Source organism: Sphingomonas sp. AOB5 (genome assembly GCF_029433115.1).
Lineage (GTDB): Bacteria > Pseudomonadota > Alphaproteobacteria > Sphingomonadales > Sphingomonadaceae > Sphingomonas.
Window position 1 is genome coordinate 44983 of the sequence record NZ_JARNTV010000013.1, and the last position, 18654, is coordinate 63636.

The window sequence follows — 18654 nt, forward strand, 5'->3', positions numbered from 1 at the left end:
AATCACGTCCCGGCCGCGCTAGAGCAGGCATATGCACCGCCTGTTCGTCGGCCTGCGCCCGCCCGCGGCGATCCGCGCCCGCCTGCTCGACCTGATGGGCGGCATCCCCGGCGCGCGCTGGCAGGATGACGGCCAGCTTCATATCACCCTTCGCTATATCGGCGAAGTCGAGCGCCCGGTCGCCGAGGATATCGCCATCGCGCTCGGCCAGGTCCACTGGCCCGCGATGCAGGTCGCGATCGACGGCGTCGGCGAGTTCGACAGCCGCGGCCGACCGAATGCAGTGTGGGCAGGCTTGCGCCCGCACGATGCGCTTGCCAGCCTCCATCGCAAGGTCGATCAGGCGCTGGTCCGGCTCGGCCTCGAGCCGGAACGCCGCGCCTATCTGCCCCACATTACTCTTGCCCGGATGAGCGGCCCGTCCGGCATCGCCGATCGTTTCCTGGCCGATCATGCCGGGCTGTCGAGCGAGCCGTTCGGCTTTACCCATTTCATCCTGTTCGAAAGCCGGCTGGGCAGCGAAGGCGCCAGCTACGAGACGGTCGAACGCTATCCGTTGGGTTAATCCGGCGCCTTTTCCCGCGCGGGCAGAAACTTGGGGTTGCGCAGCAGCGCCGCCGAGATCAGCGGCACGACTGGCGTCACCACCGCGATCTCCATGAAGGTGATCAGCATGCGCCACACCGGATTGGCGTACCACACTCGCATCGCGTCCATCTCGGCCACCTTCTTCGCCAACTCGGCCGCGGGCATGCCCTGCGCGCGCCATATCTCGGTCTGGGTCGCGATGAACTTGTCGAGGAAGGTATAGTCGGTCGCCCACATATAGACCTCCCACAGCACCACATAGGCAAGCGCCGCCATCAGAGAGATCGCCATGCCCACGCCAAGCGCTGGCAGGAAGCGGATCACCCCGCCCTTCTCCACATCGCGATAGCGCTTCAACCCGACGAAGATCAGCACCATCGCCACCAGCATGATCAGATAGCCGAGGAACACCGATCCGTCGGCATGATCCTGGCCCGATGTGACCAGCAGCACCAATGTGGTTCCGATGATGGCGGCTCCCACCAGCCAGCCATAGACCAAAGCGTAACGAAGAACCGGATTCATGACGATCACTCCCCTTGTTGCGCCGCCGGTCTGGCCGGTTTTCAGGGCCGGGAGCTATCACCCGGATGGGTGATTTGGGCCCGTCGCCCCGATTTCCTACTCGATCAGTGCCAGCCAGCGGGCCTTTTCGATCGCCTGGATGCGCCCGCCCACTTCCAGTTTCTCGAACAGGCGCGCGACATGCGTCTTCACCGTGTTGGGCGAGATGCCCAGTGTCCGCGCCAGTTCCTTGTTCGATTGTCCCGAGGCCAGCAGTCCGAGAATCTCGCATTCGCGTGGTGTCAGCCCCAGCGAGTCGATCGCGGCCCGATTGCGCTCGAACGGCCCGCGCACGGTGCGCGGCGTCAGCCGCATGCCCGCCCAGATGCCCAGCCCGACAAAGGCGACGGCCAGCACCGCGATATAGATTTCACCGGTCAGCGCGCGCGCCGCATAGCGATACTCCAGCCACTGCACGGCAAACGCCGCCGCGGCCAGCGCACCGGCATAGAGGAATATCATCCGCTTCATCGCCGTCGAGGCTGCCGCAAAGCGCGGCGCACGCCAAGCCCCGTCGCGGCGGACCTACTCGGTGGGAACCTGCATGATCGCCGGCCCGCCCGCACCGCGCTCCACACCATCGGCTCGCGCGCCCATCATCGCTCCGGGCGTGACGTTCCAATTACCGTTGGACGTCAGGGTGACCGTGCACGCATTCTGCGCGAAATCTGTCGGCACCGACACATAGGCGCTGTTCTGCTGGATCGTATCCCAGTCGGTCAGGGCGTTGTTGCTGAAATTGCCCGTCGTGACATAGAAGTTCAGGACCGGCGTCATGGTCAAGGTCTGGCCGGGTGCCGGCGACCAGGTCATGCCGACGAAACCGGACGAGGTCTGAATGCCGAACGACATGCTGGCAAACCAGCCGTTTCCTTCGTTGTTCGGCTGGTCGAATTCATTCGCGGTGATCGCGATATTGTCCGGCCCTGTCGCTCCCGCCAGTTCCATATTCGGCCCCTCGGGGGGCGGCACGTTCGCGTAGTTCACCTGCCAAGTCTGCGACAGGTCGCTGTTGTTGACGATGTCCGAATCGATCACGACATTCAGCCCGACCGCCTCTTTGCTCGCGCCTGCCCCGACGATATATTGCACGGGGATCGTGATGCTGGTCGGCGAAGGGGCGTTCGGAGCGACCACCATCGCCGCGCTGGAATTGGCGAACACGCCCGGATTGTACGCAAGCTCCTGCGGCGGCGCGAGGAAGACCCAGAAGACCTGATTGACGGCGGACTGGTTCACCAGATTGATCGTGTACTGGTCCATGGCTTCGCTCTCCTCGATCATGGCATGGCCCATGATACCGCGAAACCGCGCCGCCACCGCTATCGTTATTGAACCGTTCTGATCGGCAAATCACCCGGCGCGGTGGCTATTCCAGCGAAGCCGGCATGATCGCCGGGCCGCCAGAGCCGGGTTCCTCGCCGCGGGCTGGATGCGCGCCAAGCACTATTCCCGGAACGACGCTCCATGTACCGTCGGGGAGCAACGTGACAGTGCACGCTCCCTCGGCAAAGCTGTCCGGCACCGAAACGGCCGCACTAGACTGCGCCAGTTCGGCCAGCGGGGTCAGTTGATTGGACTCGAACCTACCCATCGCCACGACAAGGAAATCCATCTTCGGCGTGATCGTCACAGTCTCACCCGCAACCGGGAGCCACGTCACGCCGGTGAACCCCAACTCGAAATCCAACCCGAACGACATGCTGGGACACAGATCCTCATTCCCGCGAGCGGGCGGGTCGCAAATGTCGGTGGTAATCGAGACGCTGCCCGGCGGCACCGCTGTGGACAACGCCGTCAGCCCCGGCCCCACGGGCGGTCGCAGGTAGAAATAGGTTGCGCGCCATGCCTGTGACAGGTTGGTCGGCACGAACACTATCGGCGCGATCGTCGATCCCTCCAGGACCGATTGGTTGCCGGCGTCCGGCGCCACAACATAGCTCTCCGCAATGCCGAAGCCGAGAAGCCCGTCATAATTGGGTTTTACCGGCATCCATACGCTTGAATTACCGTACACATATGGATGGCCTGCCAGTTCCGGCGGCATCGCGAAGAAGAGAGCGAAATCCCAGGTCGTTCCGGACTGGTTGACCAGATAGATCGTGTACTGCGTCGTCATGGCTTCGCGCTCCCGGGCCGTGGCATGCTTCCGGATAGCTTGAATCGTGCCAAGGCCACTATCGTTATTGCACCGTTCCGACGGGCAAAATCACGCGGTACGCAGAGCCCGCACCAGCCCCTCGGCAGCCAGTTTCACCTCTTCCCACACCGTGTCGAAATCACCTTCGTCGCCATAATAGGGATCGCGCACATCCTCGCCCGTGCGGCCGGGGACATGATCCATCAGCAGCGCGATCTGCGCGGTCGAGTCATTGGGCGCAATCGCGCGAAGGTCGCGCAGATTCTGCCGGTCCAGCGCCAGGATGAAGTCGAAGCGCCGGAAATCCTCGCCGCGCACCTGACGCGCCTTGTACCTTGAGATGTCGATCCCGTGCCGCGCCGCGACCGCCTGCGATCGTGGATCGGGTGGGAAGCCAGCATGCCAGTCGCCCGTCCCGGCGCTGTCGACGGTCGCTTCCACGCCCGCCCGCGCGGCAGCGTCGCGCATCGCGGCCTCGGCCAGTGGCGACCGGCAGATATTGCCCAGACAGACGAACAGATAGGATTGCGGCCTCACGAAAACCCCTTTTCGTAAACTCGGTATGGTCCTAGGCTGGGCGCAAAGAAAAGGGAGAGGATATGGCGAGCGATACGCAGGCGGCTCCGGCCGAAACCCGTGCCAGTGCCTATAGCTGGTATGTTCTCGTCATCCTCTTCCTCGTCTACGCGCTCAATTTCATCGATCGCCAGATCATCACCATTCTTGCCGACGATATCCAGAAGGATCTCGGCCTCACCCATGCCGATATCGGCTTTCTCTACGGCACCGCTTTCGGCGTGTTCTACGCGCTGTTCGGCATTCCGCTCGGGCGGCTGGCCGATAACTGGCACCGCGTCCGCCTGCTCACCGCGGGCCTTGCGCTGTGGTCGGCGATGACTGCGCTTTCGGGCCTCGCGCGCAGCGGGATGCAGCTTACCGCCGCGCGGATCGGCGTCGGCATCGGCGAGGCGACTGCCAGCCCTGCCGCCTATTCGCTGCTGTCGGACTGGTTCCCCAAGCGCCAGCGCGCCACTGCGCTGGCTATCTATTCGGCCGGCATCTATTTCGGCGGCGGCTTCTCGCTGTTCGTCGGGGGCAAGATCGTCGAGTGGTGGAACGCCGCCTATCCCGGCGGCGGTCCGTTCGGGCTGGTCGGCTGGCAGGCCGCGTTCATGGCGGTCGGCCTGCCCGGCATCCTGCTTGCCGTGCTGGTCTTCACCCTGCGCGAGCCCACCCGCGGCCAGTCGGAGGGGCTGATCGCTCCGGCCCATCCCGCACCGTTCAAGGCCTTTTTCGAAGACCTTCTGACCATCGTCCCGCCGCTCACCCTGATCGGTGCGGCGCGCAACGGGGTGAATGCGCTGATCGGCAATCTGGCGGTGCTGCTGGCGGTCGTGCTGGTGGTCAGCGGGCTGATTTGGGCCGGCGAGCCGAAGCCGCAATGGATCGCGGTCGGGATCGGCGTCTATGCGGTGTACAGCTGGGCAGCGGCGCTGCGTCACCGCGACCGGCCAACCTTCGCGCTGATCGTCGGCACCCCCGCGTTCCTGTGCGTCGTGGTCGCCTATGGCCTGAACGCGTTCATGGCCTATGCCGTGTCGGCAGTCGCGCCGATCTATGGCATCCGCACCTTCGGCGTGACCCCGGCCGAGATCGGTCTGTGGGTCGGCGGTCCGGCGATCCTTTCCGGCTTCCTCGGCGTCACGCTGGGCGGGATGACCGCGGACCGGCTGCGGCTGAAGCGGCCTTCGGGCCGTATCGCGGTGATCATCTTCGGGGCGATCGCTCCGATCCCCGCCGTCGCGCTCGCCTTCACCACCGGCGAGAAATCGGTCTTCTACATGATGCTGCCCGTCGCGCAGTTCCTCGCCAGCAGTGCACTGGGCGCCGCCGCCGCATCGACGCAGGACCTCGTCCTGCCCCGCATGCGCGGTACCGCGACTGCCGCCTTCTTCATCGGCACGACGTTGCTGGGGTTGGCGATGGGTCCGTATCTGGCGGGCCGGGTGGCGGATCTGACCGGCAGCCTGTCGACCGGTATCCTGTCGCTGATCGCTACCGTGCCGGTTGCGCTGCTGGCGGGTATTCTGGCTTATCGGCTGGTGCCGAAGGCCGAAGCGACCCGTGAGGAACGTGCGCGGCAGTCTGGGGAACCGCTCTGAGAAAAAGCCCCTCCCCTTCAGAAGGAGGGGCTTAGAGAACTCACTTCGCAGCAAACACCCCGCACGCGATCCGCGCGCCGCTGTTGCCTGCGGGGTCGGTCTTCAGATCGTCCGGACCGGCATGCACGACGAAGGCCGCGCCGTCCTCGTCCATCAGATCCTCGAACGCGCCGCCCGGCAGGGTGAAGGTCATCGTGCCCTTGCCGTCCGCGCCGACCACCAGATTGGGGATGTCGCCGACATGCGGGCCGGCCGGGTTCATGCTGCCATGCTGGTGGCCGCTCGGGTTCCAGTGACCGCCCGCCGTGGTGAAGCCGGGCGCTTCGCACTTGCCGACCGTGTGGATGTGCACGCCGTGCGGGCCGGGCGAGACGCCGCTCACCTCCATGCTCACCACAAGGTCGCCGTCCTTCTGCTTCACCCAGGCCTTGCCGACATCGGCGCCCTCCGGCGTCTTGAGCAGCGCCTCGACGACGAAGCTGCCCGCCGCATAGCGTCCGCCGGAAGTCGTCACGACCTCTTCCTTCGCCGCACACGCGCTGGTGCCTGCCAGAACCAGCGCCGCCGCTGCTGCAATCCGCAAAGCCGTCATCGTCCGATCTCCATGAAATTTGCCTTCCAATGACTGGATAGCGCGCGGGTTCCAAGAGCCGTGACGCCACGGAAACGATTCCGCGGTCCTGGAAACACAATAATACAATCGTCGAATATCAGGCGATGCAGTCCCCGGTGCGCGTCCCGCCGATCGATCCGACGCCCAAAATGATCTTCGCTCGCCGCTGGAAGGTCAGCGCCTGCCACCGCCCGCCATTGCCGGTCGCGGTGCGGCTGCGCAGGAAGGTCAGCGTCAGCAACTCGTGCTGCTCCTCGTCCACCAGCCCCTTGTCGATCATGCAGGTCCAGCGCTGGGCATTCCACGCCAGATCATAGACGATGCCGTCCTGATCGATCGTCTCGCCGATCGCCTGATACCAGCGCACCAGTGCCTTCAGCCGCGCGGTCCGCTGCTCGGGCGTCTGGTTGATCATCTTCAGCCGCACGCGCAGCAGGTCCGCGTCGGCCGGGAAACCGCCCTGCTGCACCTTGGTGTCGATCGCCCATTTGATCTTGCGCGCGGTGATCGGCCCGCTTGGGAACACCCGCGCCAGATCGGCCTGCACCGACCGCAGCAGCTTCACGAACGTGTCGGTTTGCACCTGCAGCATCAGGTCGGTCTCGAACAGGGCGACCAGTTCGGCCTTCAGCACCGGCCCCAGCTTGCCCGCCGCGTCCTGCCCGGCCAGCAATCCGTTGCGGCACGCGGTGCTGATCGTGGCGGCCAGGCATCCGTCGGAGAACAGTAGTTCGCCGAACGCCGGCGCCAGCGTGTTCCGGGCATTCACGAACGCCGCATTGGTCGCGAAGCGCGAGCGCCAGCTCTTGAGCAGCGGCTGCAGGCTGCCCGTCCCGAAATTCCATTGCGACATGCCGACCGAGATGACCTGTCCGTCGAAATTGCCCGATGGCCCTGCCCAGCAGCCGCCCGTCTCCGGCATCGACGTCTCGACCATCGCGGCGAAGATCATCGCGCGGTCGATCCCGATCTCCGCCAGCTTGGCCGCGTCCACGGGATCGATCTTGAGGAAGTTCGGCTTGCCCGACTTGCCATCGACATCGCCCACCTTGCGGCACTCCGCCGCATGCGCGGGCATGGCCGCCGCCAGCATCAGGAACAGCGCAAGAAACCACCGTGCCATGAAACGCTCCCCCGACGAACGCGATCATGCAGGATGATGCAGGTTCCCCGGCGGGGAGTCGAGCCTCAGCCGGTACAATTCCCGTCGCGGCGCCCGCTCACGCTGCCGATGCCGAGGATGATCTTCGCCCGCCGCGAGAAGGTCAGCGCCTGCCACCGGCCCGAATTGCCGACCGCGGTGCGGCTGCGGATGAAGGTCAGATGCAGCATCTCATAGGCTTCGGGATCGATCATCCCCTTGTCGATCATGCAGTTCCACTGCTGGTAGTTCCAGTCGAAGTCGCGCTTCACCCCGTCCTGATCGATCGTCAGGCTGAGGCTGCGATACCAGTTAAAGATCGCGCGCAACCGGTCCCAGCGCTCGCTTTCGGGCATCGCCGCCAGCTTGCCGCGCACCCGCGCCAGATCCTCGTCGAGCGGAAAGAAGCCCTGCTGCACCTTGGTATCCACCGCCCAGCGCACCTTGCGCCGGGTGATCGGCTGGCCCGCGAACACGCGCAGCAGATCGATCCGCACCGCTTCGAGCAGTTCGACATAGTGATCGGCCTGCACCTGCAGCATCTCGTCGCTTTCGAAGATTGCGGTCAGCTCGGCGAAGATCACCGGGTTCAGCCAGCCGTCGCTGCCATGCGCCGCCAGCACGCCTGCGCGGCATTTGTCCCCCACCGGCACCTTCAGGCAATCGCGCGAGAACAGCAGCTTGCCATAGACCGGCGCCAGCTCGCGTACCGCCTTGCGATACGCCCGCCCTGACCGGAACTGCGCGCGCCAAGCCTTCAGCACCGGTTGCAGGCTGCCCGTCCCGAAATTCCATTGCGACATGCCGACCGAGATCAACTGGCTGTCGAAATTGCCCACCGGCATCGCCCAGCAACCGACCGTTTCGGGGATCGAGGTCTCGGCCATCAGCGCGAAAATGCCCGCGCGGTCCAGCCCGATCTCGGCCAGCCGTGCGGCGCTTTCGGGTGCGATCTTCAGGAATTGCGGGCGGCCGTCGCGGCTCGCCACATCGCCCACCTTGCGGCAGGTTTTCGCGATCTCCTGCGGGGTCTGGGGATGTACTGGCGGCTCGACAGGCGTCTGGGCCATCGCGCTTCCGCCAGCCGCAAGCGCCAGCCCCGCGATCAGAATAGCAAGCCGCCGCATCGTCGATCCCCAAATCCTGCCCGACGCGCACCATGCCCGCGCGACGCACGGCGGCGCAAGCCAGCAGCAAATCGGTGAAAAATGCGGCCTCAGCCGCGCGGCATCTGCAGCGAGGCGAAGCAGGTGAAGCCCGCCGTGCCCGATTGCAGGCGGCGGATATAGTTGGTGTAGGCGCGGCTGCGCTCATAATCAGCGCCGGGCAGCGTGCCGCCGTTCAGCGCGCGCTTCACATCCTCGGCCTTGTACTTCACGCCCGGCGGCGGGAATGCGCCTGCAGTGCCGGGTGCGACCAGCGTCCCGTCGGGCGCGATATAGCTGCCCGCCTTGCCCGGATCGGGCACCGGAATCTCGCAATTCATCACCGATGCACTGGTCTGCGCCAGTGCCGGACGGATCGAAACGATCGCGGACGCCGACGCGGCGCCGATCATCAGCGCACGTCTGGTTGCCCGGGGAAGCTCGTTATCGTCGGCCATGATGCTTCTTCCTGCGCCCAAGCCTCTTTCGCAATCGTAAATCGCAGTTAACCCGGCTAGAGGGGCCGCATCATGCCTGCTTCTTCCGGATTTCGCGCATTGATGGCGCTGGCCGTCGCGGCGCTCGCGGCGCTGGCCAGCTATCTGCTCAATCATGACGCGCAGGCGGCGCTGCTGGTGCTGGTCGCCGGCGTGGCGGCAGTGCTGATCGCGACCGGCGCGGGGGAAGAACCCGATCGTTCGTCTCGCCCTGCCCCCGCGGCAAGCCCCGAGAGCCAGGAACCACCGCTGGCCGAAGCGATGGAGGCCATTGCCGAGCCGGTGCTGGTGATCGCCGCCAATCGCGTGCTTTCCGCCAATCACGCCGCCCGCGCGCTGCTGGGCCAGCATATCATCGGCGAGGATGTCCGCCTGGCGATCCGCCACCCCGCCGCGGCCGAACGCCTGCTCAATCCGATCGAGGCAACGCCCGGCGCGCCGATCCATCTGGTCGGCTTGGGCACGCGTGACCAGCGCTGGGAAATGCGCGTCCGCGATATCGGCCGCCAGCGCATCGTCCATCTGATCGACCGCACCGGCAGCTATACCGCCGAGCGGATGCGTGTCGATTTCGTCGCCAATGCCAGCCACGAGCTGCGCACGCCGCTGGCCGCGCTGCTCGGCTATGTCGAAACGCTGCGCGACGATCCCGACACCGAACCGGCGATGCGCGACCGCTTTCTGCGGATCATGTTCGACGAGGCACGACGCATGCAGCGGCTGATCGACGACCTGATCTCATTGAGCCGCATCGAAGCCGACAAATATCGCAAGCCCGAACAGACGGTCGATCTGAACGCCCTGCTCAAGGAAGTGCTGGAGGAGATCGGCGCCGGGGGCAGCAAGCGATCGGACGATCTGGTGGTCGACACCAGCGAAGTCCCTGAAATCCGCGGCGACCGGGTCCAGCTTTCGCAGCTGCTCCACAATATCGTCGGCAACGCCATGAAATATGGCCGCGAATCCACGCCGGTCACGCTGAAGCTCCATCCGCGCAGCGACGGCATGGTCCAGCTCAGCGTGGCCGACGAAGGCGAAGGCATTCCGCCCGAACATATCCCGCGCCTGACCGAGCGCTTCTACCGCGTCGATTCCGGACGCAGCCGCACGCTGGGCGGCACCGGCCTCGGCCTCGCCATCGTCAAGCATGTGGTCGAGCGGCACCGCGGCCGCCTCGATATCACCTCGGCCGTCGGCAAGGGAACGACGGTCACCATCCTTCTGCCTGCCCGGACTGTCATAAAGACGTAACCGTGTTGAAAGAGAGGCGTTTGCACGGAGGGCCGATTCTCGTGCTCCCGGGGAGACCTCACATTCTCGGACGGATCACGCTTTTCGCGGTTGCGGCGCTCGCCCTTTCGGCATGCGACGGCAACACGACGCGCGAAATCCGCGTGGTCGGCTCGTCGACGGTGTTCCCGTTCACGACCGCCGTGGCCGAAGCGTTCGTCAACCAGAGCGGCGAGCGCCGCCCGCCGGTGATCGAATCGATCGGCACCGGCGCGGGCATGAAGCGCTTTTGCGACGGCGTGGGCTGGGAATATCCCGACGCGGTCAACGCATCGCGGCGGATGAAGAAATCCGAATATGCGCTGTGCGAGAAGAATGGCGTCGGCGAGATCCTGGAGGTCCAGATCGGCGTGGACGGCGTGGCGCTGGCCGAAAGCAATCGCGGCCCGAAGCTGAAGCTGAGCAAGAAGGACGTCTATCTCGCCCTCGCCGCCAATCCCTACGGCCGGCCGAACAGCGCGAAGCTGTGGCGCGACGTCAATCCCGCGCTGCCCGCGATCCCGATCCAGGTGATGGGTCCGCCCTCTACCAGCGGCACCCGCGACGCGCTGGTCGAGCTGATCCTCGAACCCGGCTGCGCCGAAGCCGATCCGAACGCCAAGGTGCTGAAAAAGGCCAAGGACACCGCGCCTTACGACAAATTGTGCAAGCGGATCCGCGACGACGGCGCCTATATCGACAAGGGCGAGAACGACAATCTGATCGTCCAGGGCCTGTCGCAGAACCCCAACGCCATCGGCGTGTTCGGCTATTCCTATCTCGAGGAAAATGCGGACCGGCTGCACGGCGTGCCGATCGATGGCGTGGCGCCGTCCTATGACAGCATCGCCGGCGGGCAATATCCCGGCGCGCGGCCGCTCTACCTTTATGTGAAGAAGCGCCATTTGCGCGCGGTGCCCGGCCTTGCCGATTTCCTGCAGTTGTACAGCACCATGTGGGAGCCGGGCGGCAAGCTGATGAAGCGCGGGCTGATCGCCGCGCCCGAGGCGCTGCGCAAGCATTCGCGTGAGATAATTGCGCAGGGTATTCCGCTCGATCCGGCGGGGCTGCACTGATGAGCAGTTTCGCCCTTATCTTCCTGATCGCCGGTCTCGGCCTGATCGCATGGCTCACCGCGCGCGCCCGCGCCGCGCGGTTCGATCGCGGCGGCGCCAAGCGGCTCCATTCGCTGCCGGCCCAGCATGGCTGGTACGTCGCGATCTGGACTTTGCTCCCTGCGCTGCTGTTCATCACGGTGTGGAATTCGGTCAGCCCGGGGCTGGTCAAGGACGCGGTGCTTCAGCATCCGGTCGCCGCGCAGCTGCCCAAGTTCGATTTCGAACGCGACGCCCTGCTCGCCGAGGCACGGCGCGTGGCCGAGCATCCCCAGTCCAAGGCGTTCGATCCGCTGGCGCAGCAGCTTGCCCCGGTCGTGGCCGATGCGCGCAGCCGCTACAACTGGATGGGCACGCTGGCGGCGATCCTGCTCGCGTTCGCAGGCGCAGCCTATGCATTCACCCGCATTCGCGCCGATTTCCGCGCGCGTTCCCATGTCGAACGCGGCGTGATGGTGATCCTGCTGGTCGCTTCGCTGATCGCGATCCTGACGACGCTGGGCATCTTCTTGTCGCTGCTGTGGGAGTCGCTACGCTTCTTCCAGATGGTGCCCTTCTGGGATTTCCTGTTCGGCACGCACTGGAGCCCGCAGGTGATCGACGCCAAGGATCCCGGCGCGTCGCTCGGCGCGGTGCCGCTGTTCTGGGGTACCTTCTTCATCGGCGCGGTGATCGCGATGATCGTCGCGATCCCGTTCGGCCTGATGAGCGCGATCTACCTGACCCAGTACGCCGCGCCGCGCGTACGCCGCTGGATGAAGCCGATCCTCGAGATCCTCGCGGGCGTGCCGACCGTGGTCTATGGCTATTTCGCCGCGCTCACCGTCGCGCCTGCGGTGCGCGATCTCGCAGTGATGCTCGGCATGCCCTACGCCTCGTCCGAAAGCGCGCTGGCCGCCGGTCTGGTGATGGGCGTGATGATCATCCCGTTCGTGTCGTCCATGGCCGACGACTCGATCGCCGCGGTGCCCAACTCGATGCGCGACGGCAGCCTCGCCATGGGCGCCACGCCCAGCGAGACAATCACCAAGGTGCTGATCCCCGCTGCGCTTCCGGGCGTGGTGGCAGGCGTACTGCTCGCGGTCAGCCGCGCGATCGGCGAGACGATGATCGTGGTGATGGCCGCCAGCGGCGCTGCCAACATCACGCTCAACCCGTTCGAAAGCGCCACCACCGTGACCAAGCAGATCGTCGACCTGCTGACCGGTGAAAGCGAGTTCGACAGCCCCAAGACGCTTGCTGCATTTGCTTTGGGCCTGACGCTGTTCGTCATCACCCTGCTGCTCAACATCGTCGCGTTGCGCGTCGTGAAGAAGTATCGCGAAGCCTATGAATAGCGCGCTCGATCCGACCCCGACCGACTGGAAGGGCGCAGCGATGCAGAAGCGCATCCGCCGCCGCTATGCCGCCGAACGCCGCTTCAAGGCGATCGGACTGGCAGCGGTCGTGCTGTCGGCGGCGTTCCTCGCCTTCCTGCTCGTCACCATGGCGGCCAATGGCGCACGCGGCTTCATGCGCAGCGAAGTGAAGCTGGAGATGGACTTCCCCGCGCTCGCGCTGCCGGTCGACAAGGCCCAGCTCAGCACACCGGGCGCAGATCTGGCGCTGTCCGGCGCCGAGCTGGAGAATGCGGTCAACGGCGCGGCCAGTGCCCAGCATGGCGACGGCGCGATCTCCGACAGTGCCTGGCTGAAGGTCCGCGACGCGATCAAGGCCGATCCGCTGGTGCTCAGCCGCAAGGAGACCTTCTGGCTTCCCGCCTCGCCCGAGATCGAAGCCGGTCTGCGTAGCGGTGGCACGGCCGAGGAAAAGGCCGCGGCGCAGAAGCTGGAGTCAGCCGGCGCGCTGCACACCGGCTTCAACGCGGACTTCCTGACCGGCAGCAACTCGATCGATCCGACCCAGGTCGGCATCTGGGGGGCGCTGAAGGGATCGCTGATGACCATGCTCATCACCTTCCTGATCGCCTTCCCCGTTGGTGTGCTGTCGGCCGTCTATCTCGAGGAATATGCGCCGAAGAACCGCTGGACCGATCTGATCGAGGTCTCGATCAACAATCTGGCCGCGGTGCCCTCGATCATCTTCGGCCTGCTCGGCCTCGCCGTGTTCCTCGGCAGCTGGAGCCTGTTCGGATATCAGTTCGGCCCGCTTTTCCCGCGATCGGCGGCTTTGGTCGGCGGTCTCACCCTCGCGCTGATGATCATGCCCGTGATCGTCATCGCCAGCCGCAACGCGATGAAGGCGGTGCCGCCCTCGATCCGCGACGCGGCGCTCGGCATCGGCGCCAGCCGCGTGCAGGTGGTGTTTCACCACGTCATCCCGCTCGCCTTGCCCGGCATCCTGACCGGCACGATCATCGGCATGGCCCGCGCGCTGGGCGAGACCGCGCCGCTGCTGCTGATCGGCATGCGCGCCTTCATCGTCCAGCCGCCGAACGGCTTCACCGATCCCGCCACCGTGCTGCCGGTGCAGATCTTCCTGTGGTCCGACGAAGTCAGCCGCGCCTTTGTCGAGAAGACCAGCGCCGCGATCATCGTTCTGCTGGTGTTCCTGCTCGCCATGAACGGGCTGGCAATCTACCTTCGTAACAAATTCGAGACCCGCTGGTGATGACCGAAGCAACCAATCCGGCCCAGCCGAAGATGTCGGCGCGCAACGTCAACGTCTTCTATGGCTCGACCCAGGCGATCCGCGACGTGTCGATCGATATCGACATGGACAAGGTGACGGCCTTCATCGGCCCGTCGGGCTGCGGCAAATCGACCTTCCTGCGCACGCTCAACCGGATGAACGATACGGTCGCCTCGGCCCGCGTCGAAGGCGATATCCGGCTGGACGGTGAGGATATCTATTCCGCCGCAATGGACGTGGTTCAGCTGCGTGCCCGCGTCGGCATGGTGTTCCAGAAGCCGAACCCCTTCCCCAAGTCGATCTACGAAAACGTCGCCTATGGCCCGCGCATCCACGGCCTGGCCGGTTCCAAGGCCGAGATGGACGTGATCGTCGAGCGCTCGCTGAAGCGCGCAGGCCTGTGGGACGAAGTCAGCAGCCGCCTTCAGGACAGCGGCACCGCGCTTTCGGGCGGCCAGCAGCAGCGCCTGTGCATCGCCCGGGCCATCGCAGTCGATCCCGAGGTGATCCTGATGGACGAGCCCTGCTCGGCGCTCGATCCGATCGCCACCGCCAAGATCGAGGAGTTGATCCACGAGCTGCGCGGCAAGTACGCGATCGTGATCGTTACCCACAACATGCAGCAGGCAGCCCGCGTCAGCCAGCGCACGGCCTTTTTCCACCTCGGTCAGCTCGTCGAATATGGCGTGACCGACGACATCTTCACCGCGCCCCGGATGGAGCGTACGAAGGACTATATCACCGGAAGGTACGGATAATGGCCACGGGCCACGAGCATACCGTCAAGGCGTTCGACCAGGATATCGGTCAGCTCCGCGCGCTGATCTCCCAGATGGGCGGCCTCGCCGAACAGGCGATCAGCGATGCGATGACTGCATTGGCGCGCAACGATACCGTGTTGGCGAAGGAAGTCCGCAAGCGCGACAAGCAGATCGACGCGATCGAAGCCGAGGTGGAGCGCCTCGCGGTGCGCGTGATCGCCCTGCGCGCGCCGATGGCCGACGATCTTCGCGAAGTGGTCGCCGCGCTCAAGATCGCCGCGGTGGTCGAGCGGATCGGCGACTATGCCAAGAACATCGCCAAGCGCGTGCCGATGATCCATGGCGAGGGCAAGGACCGGATCGAAGCGATCTCGCTGCTGCCCGCGATGGCCCAGATGGCCAGCGAAATGGTGCATGACGTGCTCGACGCCTTCTCCGCGCGCGATGCCGATGCGGCGGCCCAGGTCCATGGCCGCGACAATGCGCTGGACGATTTCTACGACAGCATCTTCCGCACACTGGTCACCTTCATGATCGAGAATCCGCAGACGATCAGCCAGGTTGCGCATCTGCTGTTCGTCGCCAAGAATATCGAACGGATCGGCGATCACGCGACCAACGTCGCCGAGATGGTCTATTTCGCCGCGACCGGCCGCTACATCGCCGATCGCGAAGCAGAGCAGGGAGCCGCCTGATGGCGCGAGCACGCATGCTGCTGGTCGAGGACGATGCCGCCCTCGCCGAACTCGTGACCTATCATTTCCGTCGCGAGGATTTCGACGTCAAGCACACCCCGGATGGCGAGGAAGCGCTGCTGCTCGCCAAGGAAGCGACGCCGGACATCGTGCTGCTCGACTGGATGGTCGAGGGTATTTCGGGGATCGAGGTCTGCCGCCGCCTGCGCCGCATGCCCGAGACCGCGAACATCCCGATCATCATGCTGACCGCGCGCGGCGAAGAAGAGGATCGCGTCCGCGGCCTCGAAACCGGCGCCGATGATTATGTCACCAAGCCGTTCAGCCCCCGCGAGTTGGTCGCCCGCGTCGGCGCCGTACTGCGCCGCGTCCGCCCGGCGCTGGCCGGCGAAGCGCTGATCTACGCCGATATCGAGATGGATACGGTGGGCCACAAGGTGCGCCGCGGCGGCGAGTTCGTGCCGCTCGGCCCCACCGAGTTCCGCCTGCTCAAGCATTTCCTCGAGCATCCGGGCTGGGTCTTCTCGCGCGAGCGCCTGCTCGACGCGGTATGGGGCCATGACAGCGATATCGAAAGCCGCACGGTGGACGTCCATATCCGACGCCTGCGCAAGGCGATCAATGTCGGCAACAAGCCCGACATCATCCGCACGGTGCGCTCGGCCGGCTACGCGCTCGACAGCGGGAACTGATCTTCTTAGCCCCTCCTCTTCAGGGGAGGGGCTTTAAATACGGACCCATTCCCCAACTCCTGCGTTCCCACGCCCGAGCCTCCCCCGCTCGCACAGGATTCAGGAGATACCCCATGAAGCTGATTGCTCTGGCAGCAGCCTCGTTCGTCGCCTTCGCCGCCCCGGCGATGGCGCAGACCGCACCGGCGCCCGCCGATGAGGTCCAGACGGTCGACGATCCCAAGGGCGGCTATCAGCCCGCCGCGCCGCTGTTCAGCGCGCCGCCCGCGCCCGGCGCGCAGGTGATCTTCGTGCCCAACACGCAAACGCCGACCCAGGCCTATCCGCCGCCCCCGGCCCAGGCGACCTATCCGATCTGCAAGAAGAACCAGTACGACAATTGCCGCCAGCGCGGCGGCTGATTTGCAGATCGCAGGAGCCGGGGTGGCCATGATGCACCCGGTTCCCCTTTTCGACCCCGTTTCCCTTTTCGAATTGCCGGTATAGGAAGCGCCCCATCATTCTGGGGACTGCTGTCATGACCATCTCTTTCAAGGACCGTGTCGCGATCGTTACCGGTGCCGGCGGCGGCTTGGGCCGTGCCTATGCGCTCGAACTGGCCCGGCGCGGCGCGAAGGTCGTCGTCAACGACCTCGGCGGATCGCGCGACGGCACCGGCCATTCGGACGCGGCGCTCGCGGTCGTGAAGGAGATCGAAGCGCTGGGCGGCGAGGCGATGTCGAACGGCGGCAGCGTCACAGAATATGACCAGATGGTCGCGATGGTCGAGGCGGCCAAGGAACGCTGGGGCCGGATCGACATCCTGATCAACAATGCGGGCGTCCTGCGTGACAAGAGCTTCGCCAAGATGGAGCCGGCCGATTTCGATTTCGTCGTGAAGGTCCATCTGATCGGATCGGCCAACTGCACCAAGGCGGTGTGGGATACGATGCGCGAACAGGCCTATGGCCGCATCCTGATGACCGCGTCGTCCACCGGTCTCTACGGCAATTTCGGGCAGGCCAATTATGGCGCGGCGAAGCTCGGCCTCGCGGGTCTGACGAAGACGCTCTATCTTGAGGGCGCCAAGTACAACATCAAGGTCAACACGCTGGCTCCCACCGCGGGCACGCGCATGACCGAAGACATTTTCCCCGAGGAAGCGTTCAAGGCCTTCTCGCCCGAAAGCGTGGCACCCGCTGCAATATTCCTCGTCTCCGAAGACGCGCCGACCAACATGATCGTGGGCGCGGGTGCGGGTGTGTTCCAGAGCGCGTACATCACCCTCACCCCCGGCGTCCGCCTTCAGGGTGACGAGCTGACCGCCGATGGCGTCGCAGCGCACTGGGCCGAAATCACCGACCGTAGCGGCGAGATCGTGCCCAAGTCGGGCGCCGAGCAATCGATGATGATCCTGGGCAAGCTGCAGGGCTGATCGGTACGGCCACGTACCGTATTGCTTCGGTAATACACCTGTAGTATGCATCCTCCCAACAGAGGAGGATGGCCCATGTATAGCGAAAGCGATCTCGCGGCAGCGGTGGAGGCAGGCGTACTCACGCCGGAAGCCGCCGACGCATTCCGCAACCATATCGCCGAAACCCGTTCGGCACCCGCGGTGGACGAAGAGCATTTCAAGCTGCTCACCGGCTTCAACGACATCTTCGTCGCCATCGCGGCGGCGCTGATGCTGGTCGCGGTCGGCTGGATCGGCGCCTATATCGGCGGCCATGTCTTCAACGTCGAGCGCGAAGGTCCGGTCGAGATCGGCGCGACGATCGCTGCAGGGGGCTTCAGCGTCGCGATCGTCAGCTGGCTGCTGGCCGAATATTTCACCCGCCAGCGCCGCATGGCCCTGCCCAGCATCCTGCTGCTGATGGGCTTTGCGGGCGGCATCTTCACCGGCGTCAGCGCGATTTTCGGCGCGAACACGCCATGGCTCGCGGAAAAGCTGGGCATCGCCTTCCAGGACGAGACCGGCATGAAGCAGCTGATGGGCAGCATCGCGATCATCGTCGGTGTCGTCACCGCGATCGCGACCTGGATCCACTGGCGCCGCTTCATGGTGCCGATCACCGTTGCGGTCGGCGCAGTCGCGCTGGTTACCGTCGCCGTCGGCGCGATCATGGCCTTCGTTCCGGGTTCGGAAGACTGGCTGAACGCCATCCTGCTCGCCGCCGGCCTGATCGTGTTCACCGTCGCGATGCGCTGGGACATGTCGGACCTCGAACGCCGCACCCGCCGCAGCGACGTGGCCTTCTGGCTGCACCTCGCCGCCGCGCCGCTGATCGCGCATCCGGTGTTCCACATGCTCGGCGTGTTCGATCATGACGTCGGCCTGGGCATGGCCGCGGTGGTGCTGGCGCTCTACGTCGCCTTCGCCTTCATCGCACTGGCGGTGGACCGTCGCGCGCTGCTCGTCTCCAGTCTCGTCTATGTGCTGTGGGCGATGTACGCCCTGTTCCAGATGACCGGCGCGGTCGAACTGAGCGCGGCGCTGACCGCCCTCGTGATCGGCTCGGCACTGCTGATGCTCTCGGCCTTCTGGCAGCCGATGCGCCGCAGCGTGGTCGGCCTGCTGGGCGGCCTGCGTGAAAGCCTGCCGCCGACGGCGGAACCGGCCTTCGCCTGAACCGCAACCAGCTGAAAAACGGGAAGGCCC

The 18654-nt window shown here is 65.4% G+C and carries 21 protein-coding genes; 12 read left to right on the plus strand and 9 right to left on the minus strand.

What is annotated here, in order from left to right; genetic code table 11:
* Positions 1–31 precede the first annotated feature (31 nt).
* Positions 32–565 (plus strand): RNA 2',3'-cyclic phosphodiesterase, encoded by a 534-nt coding sequence (gene thpR / locus P1X14_RS08220; RefSeq protein WP_277314850.1) that lies wholly within the window; start codon positions 32–34, stop codon positions 563–565.
* Here the strand turns inward: thpR and P1X14_RS08225 are convergent.
* The 5 genes from P1X14_RS08225 to P1X14_RS08245 all read right to left on the minus strand — a co-directional run bounded on the left by P1X14_RS08225 (position 562) and on the right by P1X14_RS08245 (position 3829).
* Positions 562–1113 (minus strand): DUF4199 domain-containing protein, encoded by a 552-nt coding sequence (locus P1X14_RS08225; protein ID WP_277314851.1) that lies wholly within the window; start codon positions 1111–1113, stop codon positions 562–564. The genes thpR and P1X14_RS08225 overlap by 4 nt on opposite strands.
* 96 nt (positions 1114–1209) lie before the next feature.
* Positions 1210–1623 (minus strand): response regulator transcription factor, encoded by a 414-nt coding sequence (locus tag P1X14_RS08230; RefSeq protein WP_277314852.1) that lies wholly within the window; start codon positions 1621–1623, stop codon positions 1210–1212.
* Positions 1624–1677: 54 nt separating this feature from the next.
* Positions 1678–2448, minus strand: coding sequence for a hypothetical protein (locus P1X14_RS08235; RefSeq protein WP_277314853.1), 771 nt, complete (start codon positions 2446–2448; stop codon positions 1678–1680).
* Between the two features lie 73 nt (positions 2449–2521).
* A complete protein-coding gene (locus P1X14_RS08240; RefSeq protein WP_277314854.1) occupies positions 2522–3271 on the minus strand; it encodes a hypothetical protein in 750 nt (249 codons plus the stop codon).
* A 90-nt stretch (positions 3272–3361) separates the two neighbouring features.
* The gene (locus P1X14_RS08245) at positions 3362–3829 is read right to left on the minus strand and encodes a low molecular weight protein-tyrosine-phosphatase (RefSeq protein WP_277314855.1); all 468 of its coding nucleotides are present in this window, start codon (positions 3827–3829) and stop codon (positions 3362–3364) included.
* Between the two features lie 62 nt (positions 3830–3891).
* Between P1X14_RS08245 and P1X14_RS08250 the strand changes: the two genes are divergently transcribed.
* Positions 3892–5454: an MFS transporter gene (locus tag P1X14_RS08250; RefSeq protein WP_277314856.1), complete on the plus strand. Its 1563-nt coding sequence runs from the start codon at positions 3892–3894 to the stop codon at positions 5452–5454.
* 40 nt (positions 5455–5494) lie between these two features.
* On the opposite strand, the gene P1X14_RS08255 is transcribed toward P1X14_RS08250, so the two are convergent.
* The 4 genes from P1X14_RS08255 to P1X14_RS08270 all read right to left on the minus strand — a co-directional run bounded on the left by P1X14_RS08255 (position 5495) and on the right by P1X14_RS08270 (position 8811).
* On the minus strand, positions 5495–6046 hold the full coding sequence (locus tag P1X14_RS08255) for a superoxide dismutase family protein (RefSeq protein WP_277314857.1): 552 nt from the start codon (positions 6044–6046) through the stop codon (positions 5495–5497).
* Positions 6047–6164: 118 nt separating this feature from the next.
* Entirely contained in the window at positions 6165–7190 is a 1026-nt protein-coding gene (locus P1X14_RS08260; protein ID WP_277314858.1) for a hypothetical protein, read from the minus strand.
* 65 nt (positions 7191–7255) lie between these two features.
* Positions 7256–8335 (minus strand): hypothetical protein, encoded by a 1080-nt coding sequence (locus P1X14_RS08265; RefSeq protein ID WP_277314859.1) that lies wholly within the window; start codon positions 8333–8335, stop codon positions 7256–7258.
* Between the two features lie 89 nt (positions 8336–8424).
* On the minus strand, positions 8425–8811 hold the full coding sequence (locus P1X14_RS08270; RefSeq protein WP_277314860.1) for a hypothetical protein: 387 nt from the start codon (positions 8809–8811) through the stop codon (positions 8425–8427).
* 72 nt (positions 8812–8883) lie between these two features.
* On the opposite strand from P1X14_RS08270, the gene P1X14_RS08275 reads away from it, so the two are divergent.
* From P1X14_RS08275 to P1X14_RS08320, 10 genes are all read left to right on the plus strand, one after another.
* Positions 8884–10101 carry an ATP-binding protein gene (locus P1X14_RS08275; RefSeq protein ID WP_277314861.1) on the plus strand — a complete coding sequence of 406 codons (1218 nt, stop codon included), beginning with the start codon at positions 8884–8886 and terminating at the stop codon, positions 10099–10101.
* A 41-nt stretch (positions 10102–10142) separates the two neighbouring features.
* Positions 10143–11195: a substrate-binding domain-containing protein gene (locus P1X14_RS08280; RefSeq protein WP_277314862.1), complete on the plus strand. Its 1053-nt coding sequence runs from the start codon at positions 10143–10145 to the stop codon at positions 11193–11195.
* Positions 11195–12571, plus strand: a complete 1377-nt coding sequence (gene pstC / locus P1X14_RS08285; protein WP_277314863.1) for a phosphate ABC transporter permease subunit PstC — start codon at positions 11195–11197, stop codon at positions 12569–12571. Before P1X14_RS08280 ends, pstC begins: the two co-directional genes overlap by 1 nt.
* Entirely contained in the window at positions 12564–13844 is a 1281-nt protein-coding gene (pstA, locus tag P1X14_RS08290) for a phosphate ABC transporter permease PstA (RefSeq protein WP_277314864.1), read from the plus strand. The genes pstC and pstA overlap by 8 nt, the downstream gene beginning before the upstream one ends.
* Positions 13844–14623 (plus strand): phosphate ABC transporter ATP-binding protein PstB, encoded by a 780-nt coding sequence (pstB, locus tag P1X14_RS08295; RefSeq protein WP_277314865.1) that lies wholly within the window; start codon positions 13844–13846, stop codon positions 14621–14623. The genes pstA and pstB overlap by 1 nt, the downstream gene beginning before the upstream one ends.
* On the plus strand, positions 14623–15321 hold the full coding sequence (gene phoU, locus P1X14_RS08300; protein ID WP_277314866.1) for a phosphate signaling complex protein PhoU: 699 nt from the start codon (positions 14623–14625) through the stop codon (positions 15319–15321). The genes pstB and phoU overlap by 1 nt, the downstream gene beginning before the upstream one ends.
* Positions 15321–16013, plus strand: coding sequence for a phosphate regulon transcriptional regulator PhoB (phoB, locus tag P1X14_RS08305; protein WP_277314867.1), 693 nt, complete (start codon positions 15321–15323; stop codon positions 16011–16013). Before phoU ends, phoB begins: the two co-directional genes overlap by 1 nt.
* Before the next feature lie 113 nt (positions 16014–16126).
* Positions 16127–16414, plus strand: coding sequence for a hypothetical protein (locus P1X14_RS08310; protein ID WP_277314868.1), 288 nt, complete (start codon positions 16127–16129; stop codon positions 16412–16414).
* 116 nt (positions 16415–16530) lie between these two features.
* The gene (locus tag P1X14_RS08315; RefSeq protein ID WP_277314869.1) at positions 16531–17427 is read left to right on the plus strand and encodes an SDR family NAD(P)-dependent oxidoreductase; all 897 of its coding nucleotides are present in this window, start codon (positions 16531–16533) and stop codon (positions 17425–17427) included.
* 75 nt (positions 17428–17502) lie between these two features.
* Positions 17503–18624, plus strand: coding sequence for a hypothetical protein (locus P1X14_RS08320; protein ID WP_277314870.1), 1122 nt, complete (start codon positions 17503–17505; stop codon positions 18622–18624).
* The last annotated feature ends 30 nt before the right edge of the window (positions 18625–18654 follow it).

Bases quoted from the DNA above. Each gene is read 5' to 3' on its own strand.
- P1X14_RS08310 (WP_277314868.1), top strand. From the start codon at position 16,127: ATGAAGCTGATTGCTCTGGCAGCAGCCTCGTTCGTCGCCTTCGCCGCC.
- pstA (WP_277314864.1), top strand. From the start codon at position 12,564: ATGAATAGCGCGCTCGATCCGACCCCGACCGACTGGAAGGGCGCAGCG.
- phoU (WP_277314866.1), top strand. From the start codon at position 14,623: ATGGCCACGGGCCACGAGCATACCGTCAAGGCGTTCGACCAGGATATC.
- P1X14_RS08230 (WP_277314852.1), bottom strand. From the start codon at position 1,623: ATGAAGCGGATGATATTCCTCTATGCCGGTGCGCTGGCCGCGGCGGCG.
- P1X14_RS08235 (WP_277314853.1), bottom strand. From the start codon at position 2,448: ATGGGCCATGCCATGATCGAGGAGAGCGAAGCCATGGACCAGTACACG.
- P1X14_RS08240 (WP_277314854.1), bottom strand. From the start codon at position 3,271: ATGACGACGCAGTACACGATCTATCTGGTCAACCAGTCCGGAACGACC.
- P1X14_RS08275 (WP_277314861.1), top strand. From the start codon at position 8,884: ATGCCTGCTTCTTCCGGATTTCGCGCATTGATGGCGCTGGCCGTCGCG.
- P1X14_RS08225 (WP_277314851.1), bottom strand. From the start codon at position 1,113: ATGAATCCGGTTCTTCGTTACGCTTTGGTCTATGGCTGGCTGGTGGGA.
- P1X14_RS08315 (WP_277314869.1), top strand. From the start codon at position 16,531: ATGACCATCTCTTTCAAGGACCGTGTCGCGATCGTTACCGGTGCCGGC.
- pstC (WP_277314863.1), top strand. From the start codon at position 11,195: ATGAGCAGTTTCGCCCTTATCTTCCTGATCGCCGGTCTCGGCCTGATC.
- P1X14_RS08320 (WP_277314870.1), top strand. From the start codon at position 17,503: ATGTATAGCGAAAGCGATCTCGCGGCAGCGGTGGAGGCAGGCGTACTC.
- P1X14_RS08265 (WP_277314859.1), bottom strand. From the start codon at position 8,335: ATGCGGCGGCTTGCTATTCTGATCGCGGGGCTGGCGCTTGCGGCTGGC.
- phoB (WP_277314867.1), top strand. From the start codon at position 15,321: ATGGCGCGAGCACGCATGCTGCTGGTCGAGGACGATGCCGCCCTCGCC.
- pstB (WP_277314865.1), top strand. From the start codon at position 13,844: ATGACCGAAGCAACCAATCCGGCCCAGCCGAAGATGTCGGCGCGCAAC.
- thpR (WP_277314850.1), top strand. From the start codon at position 32: ATGCACCGCCTGTTCGTCGGCCTGCGCCCGCCCGCGGCGATCCGCGCC.
- P1X14_RS08255 (WP_277314857.1), bottom strand. From the start codon at position 6,046: ATGACGGCTTTGCGGATTGCAGCAGCGGCGGCGCTGGTTCTGGCAGGC.
- P1X14_RS08260 (WP_277314858.1), bottom strand. From the start codon at position 7,190: ATGGCACGGTGGTTTCTTGCGCTGTTCCTGATGCTGGCGGCGGCCATG.
- P1X14_RS08250 (WP_277314856.1), top strand. From the start codon at position 3,892: ATGGCGAGCGATACGCAGGCGGCTCCGGCCGAAACCCGTGCCAGTGCC.
- P1X14_RS08270 (WP_277314860.1), bottom strand. From the start codon at position 8,811: ATGGCCGACGATAACGAGCTTCCCCGGGCAACCAGACGTGCGCTGATG.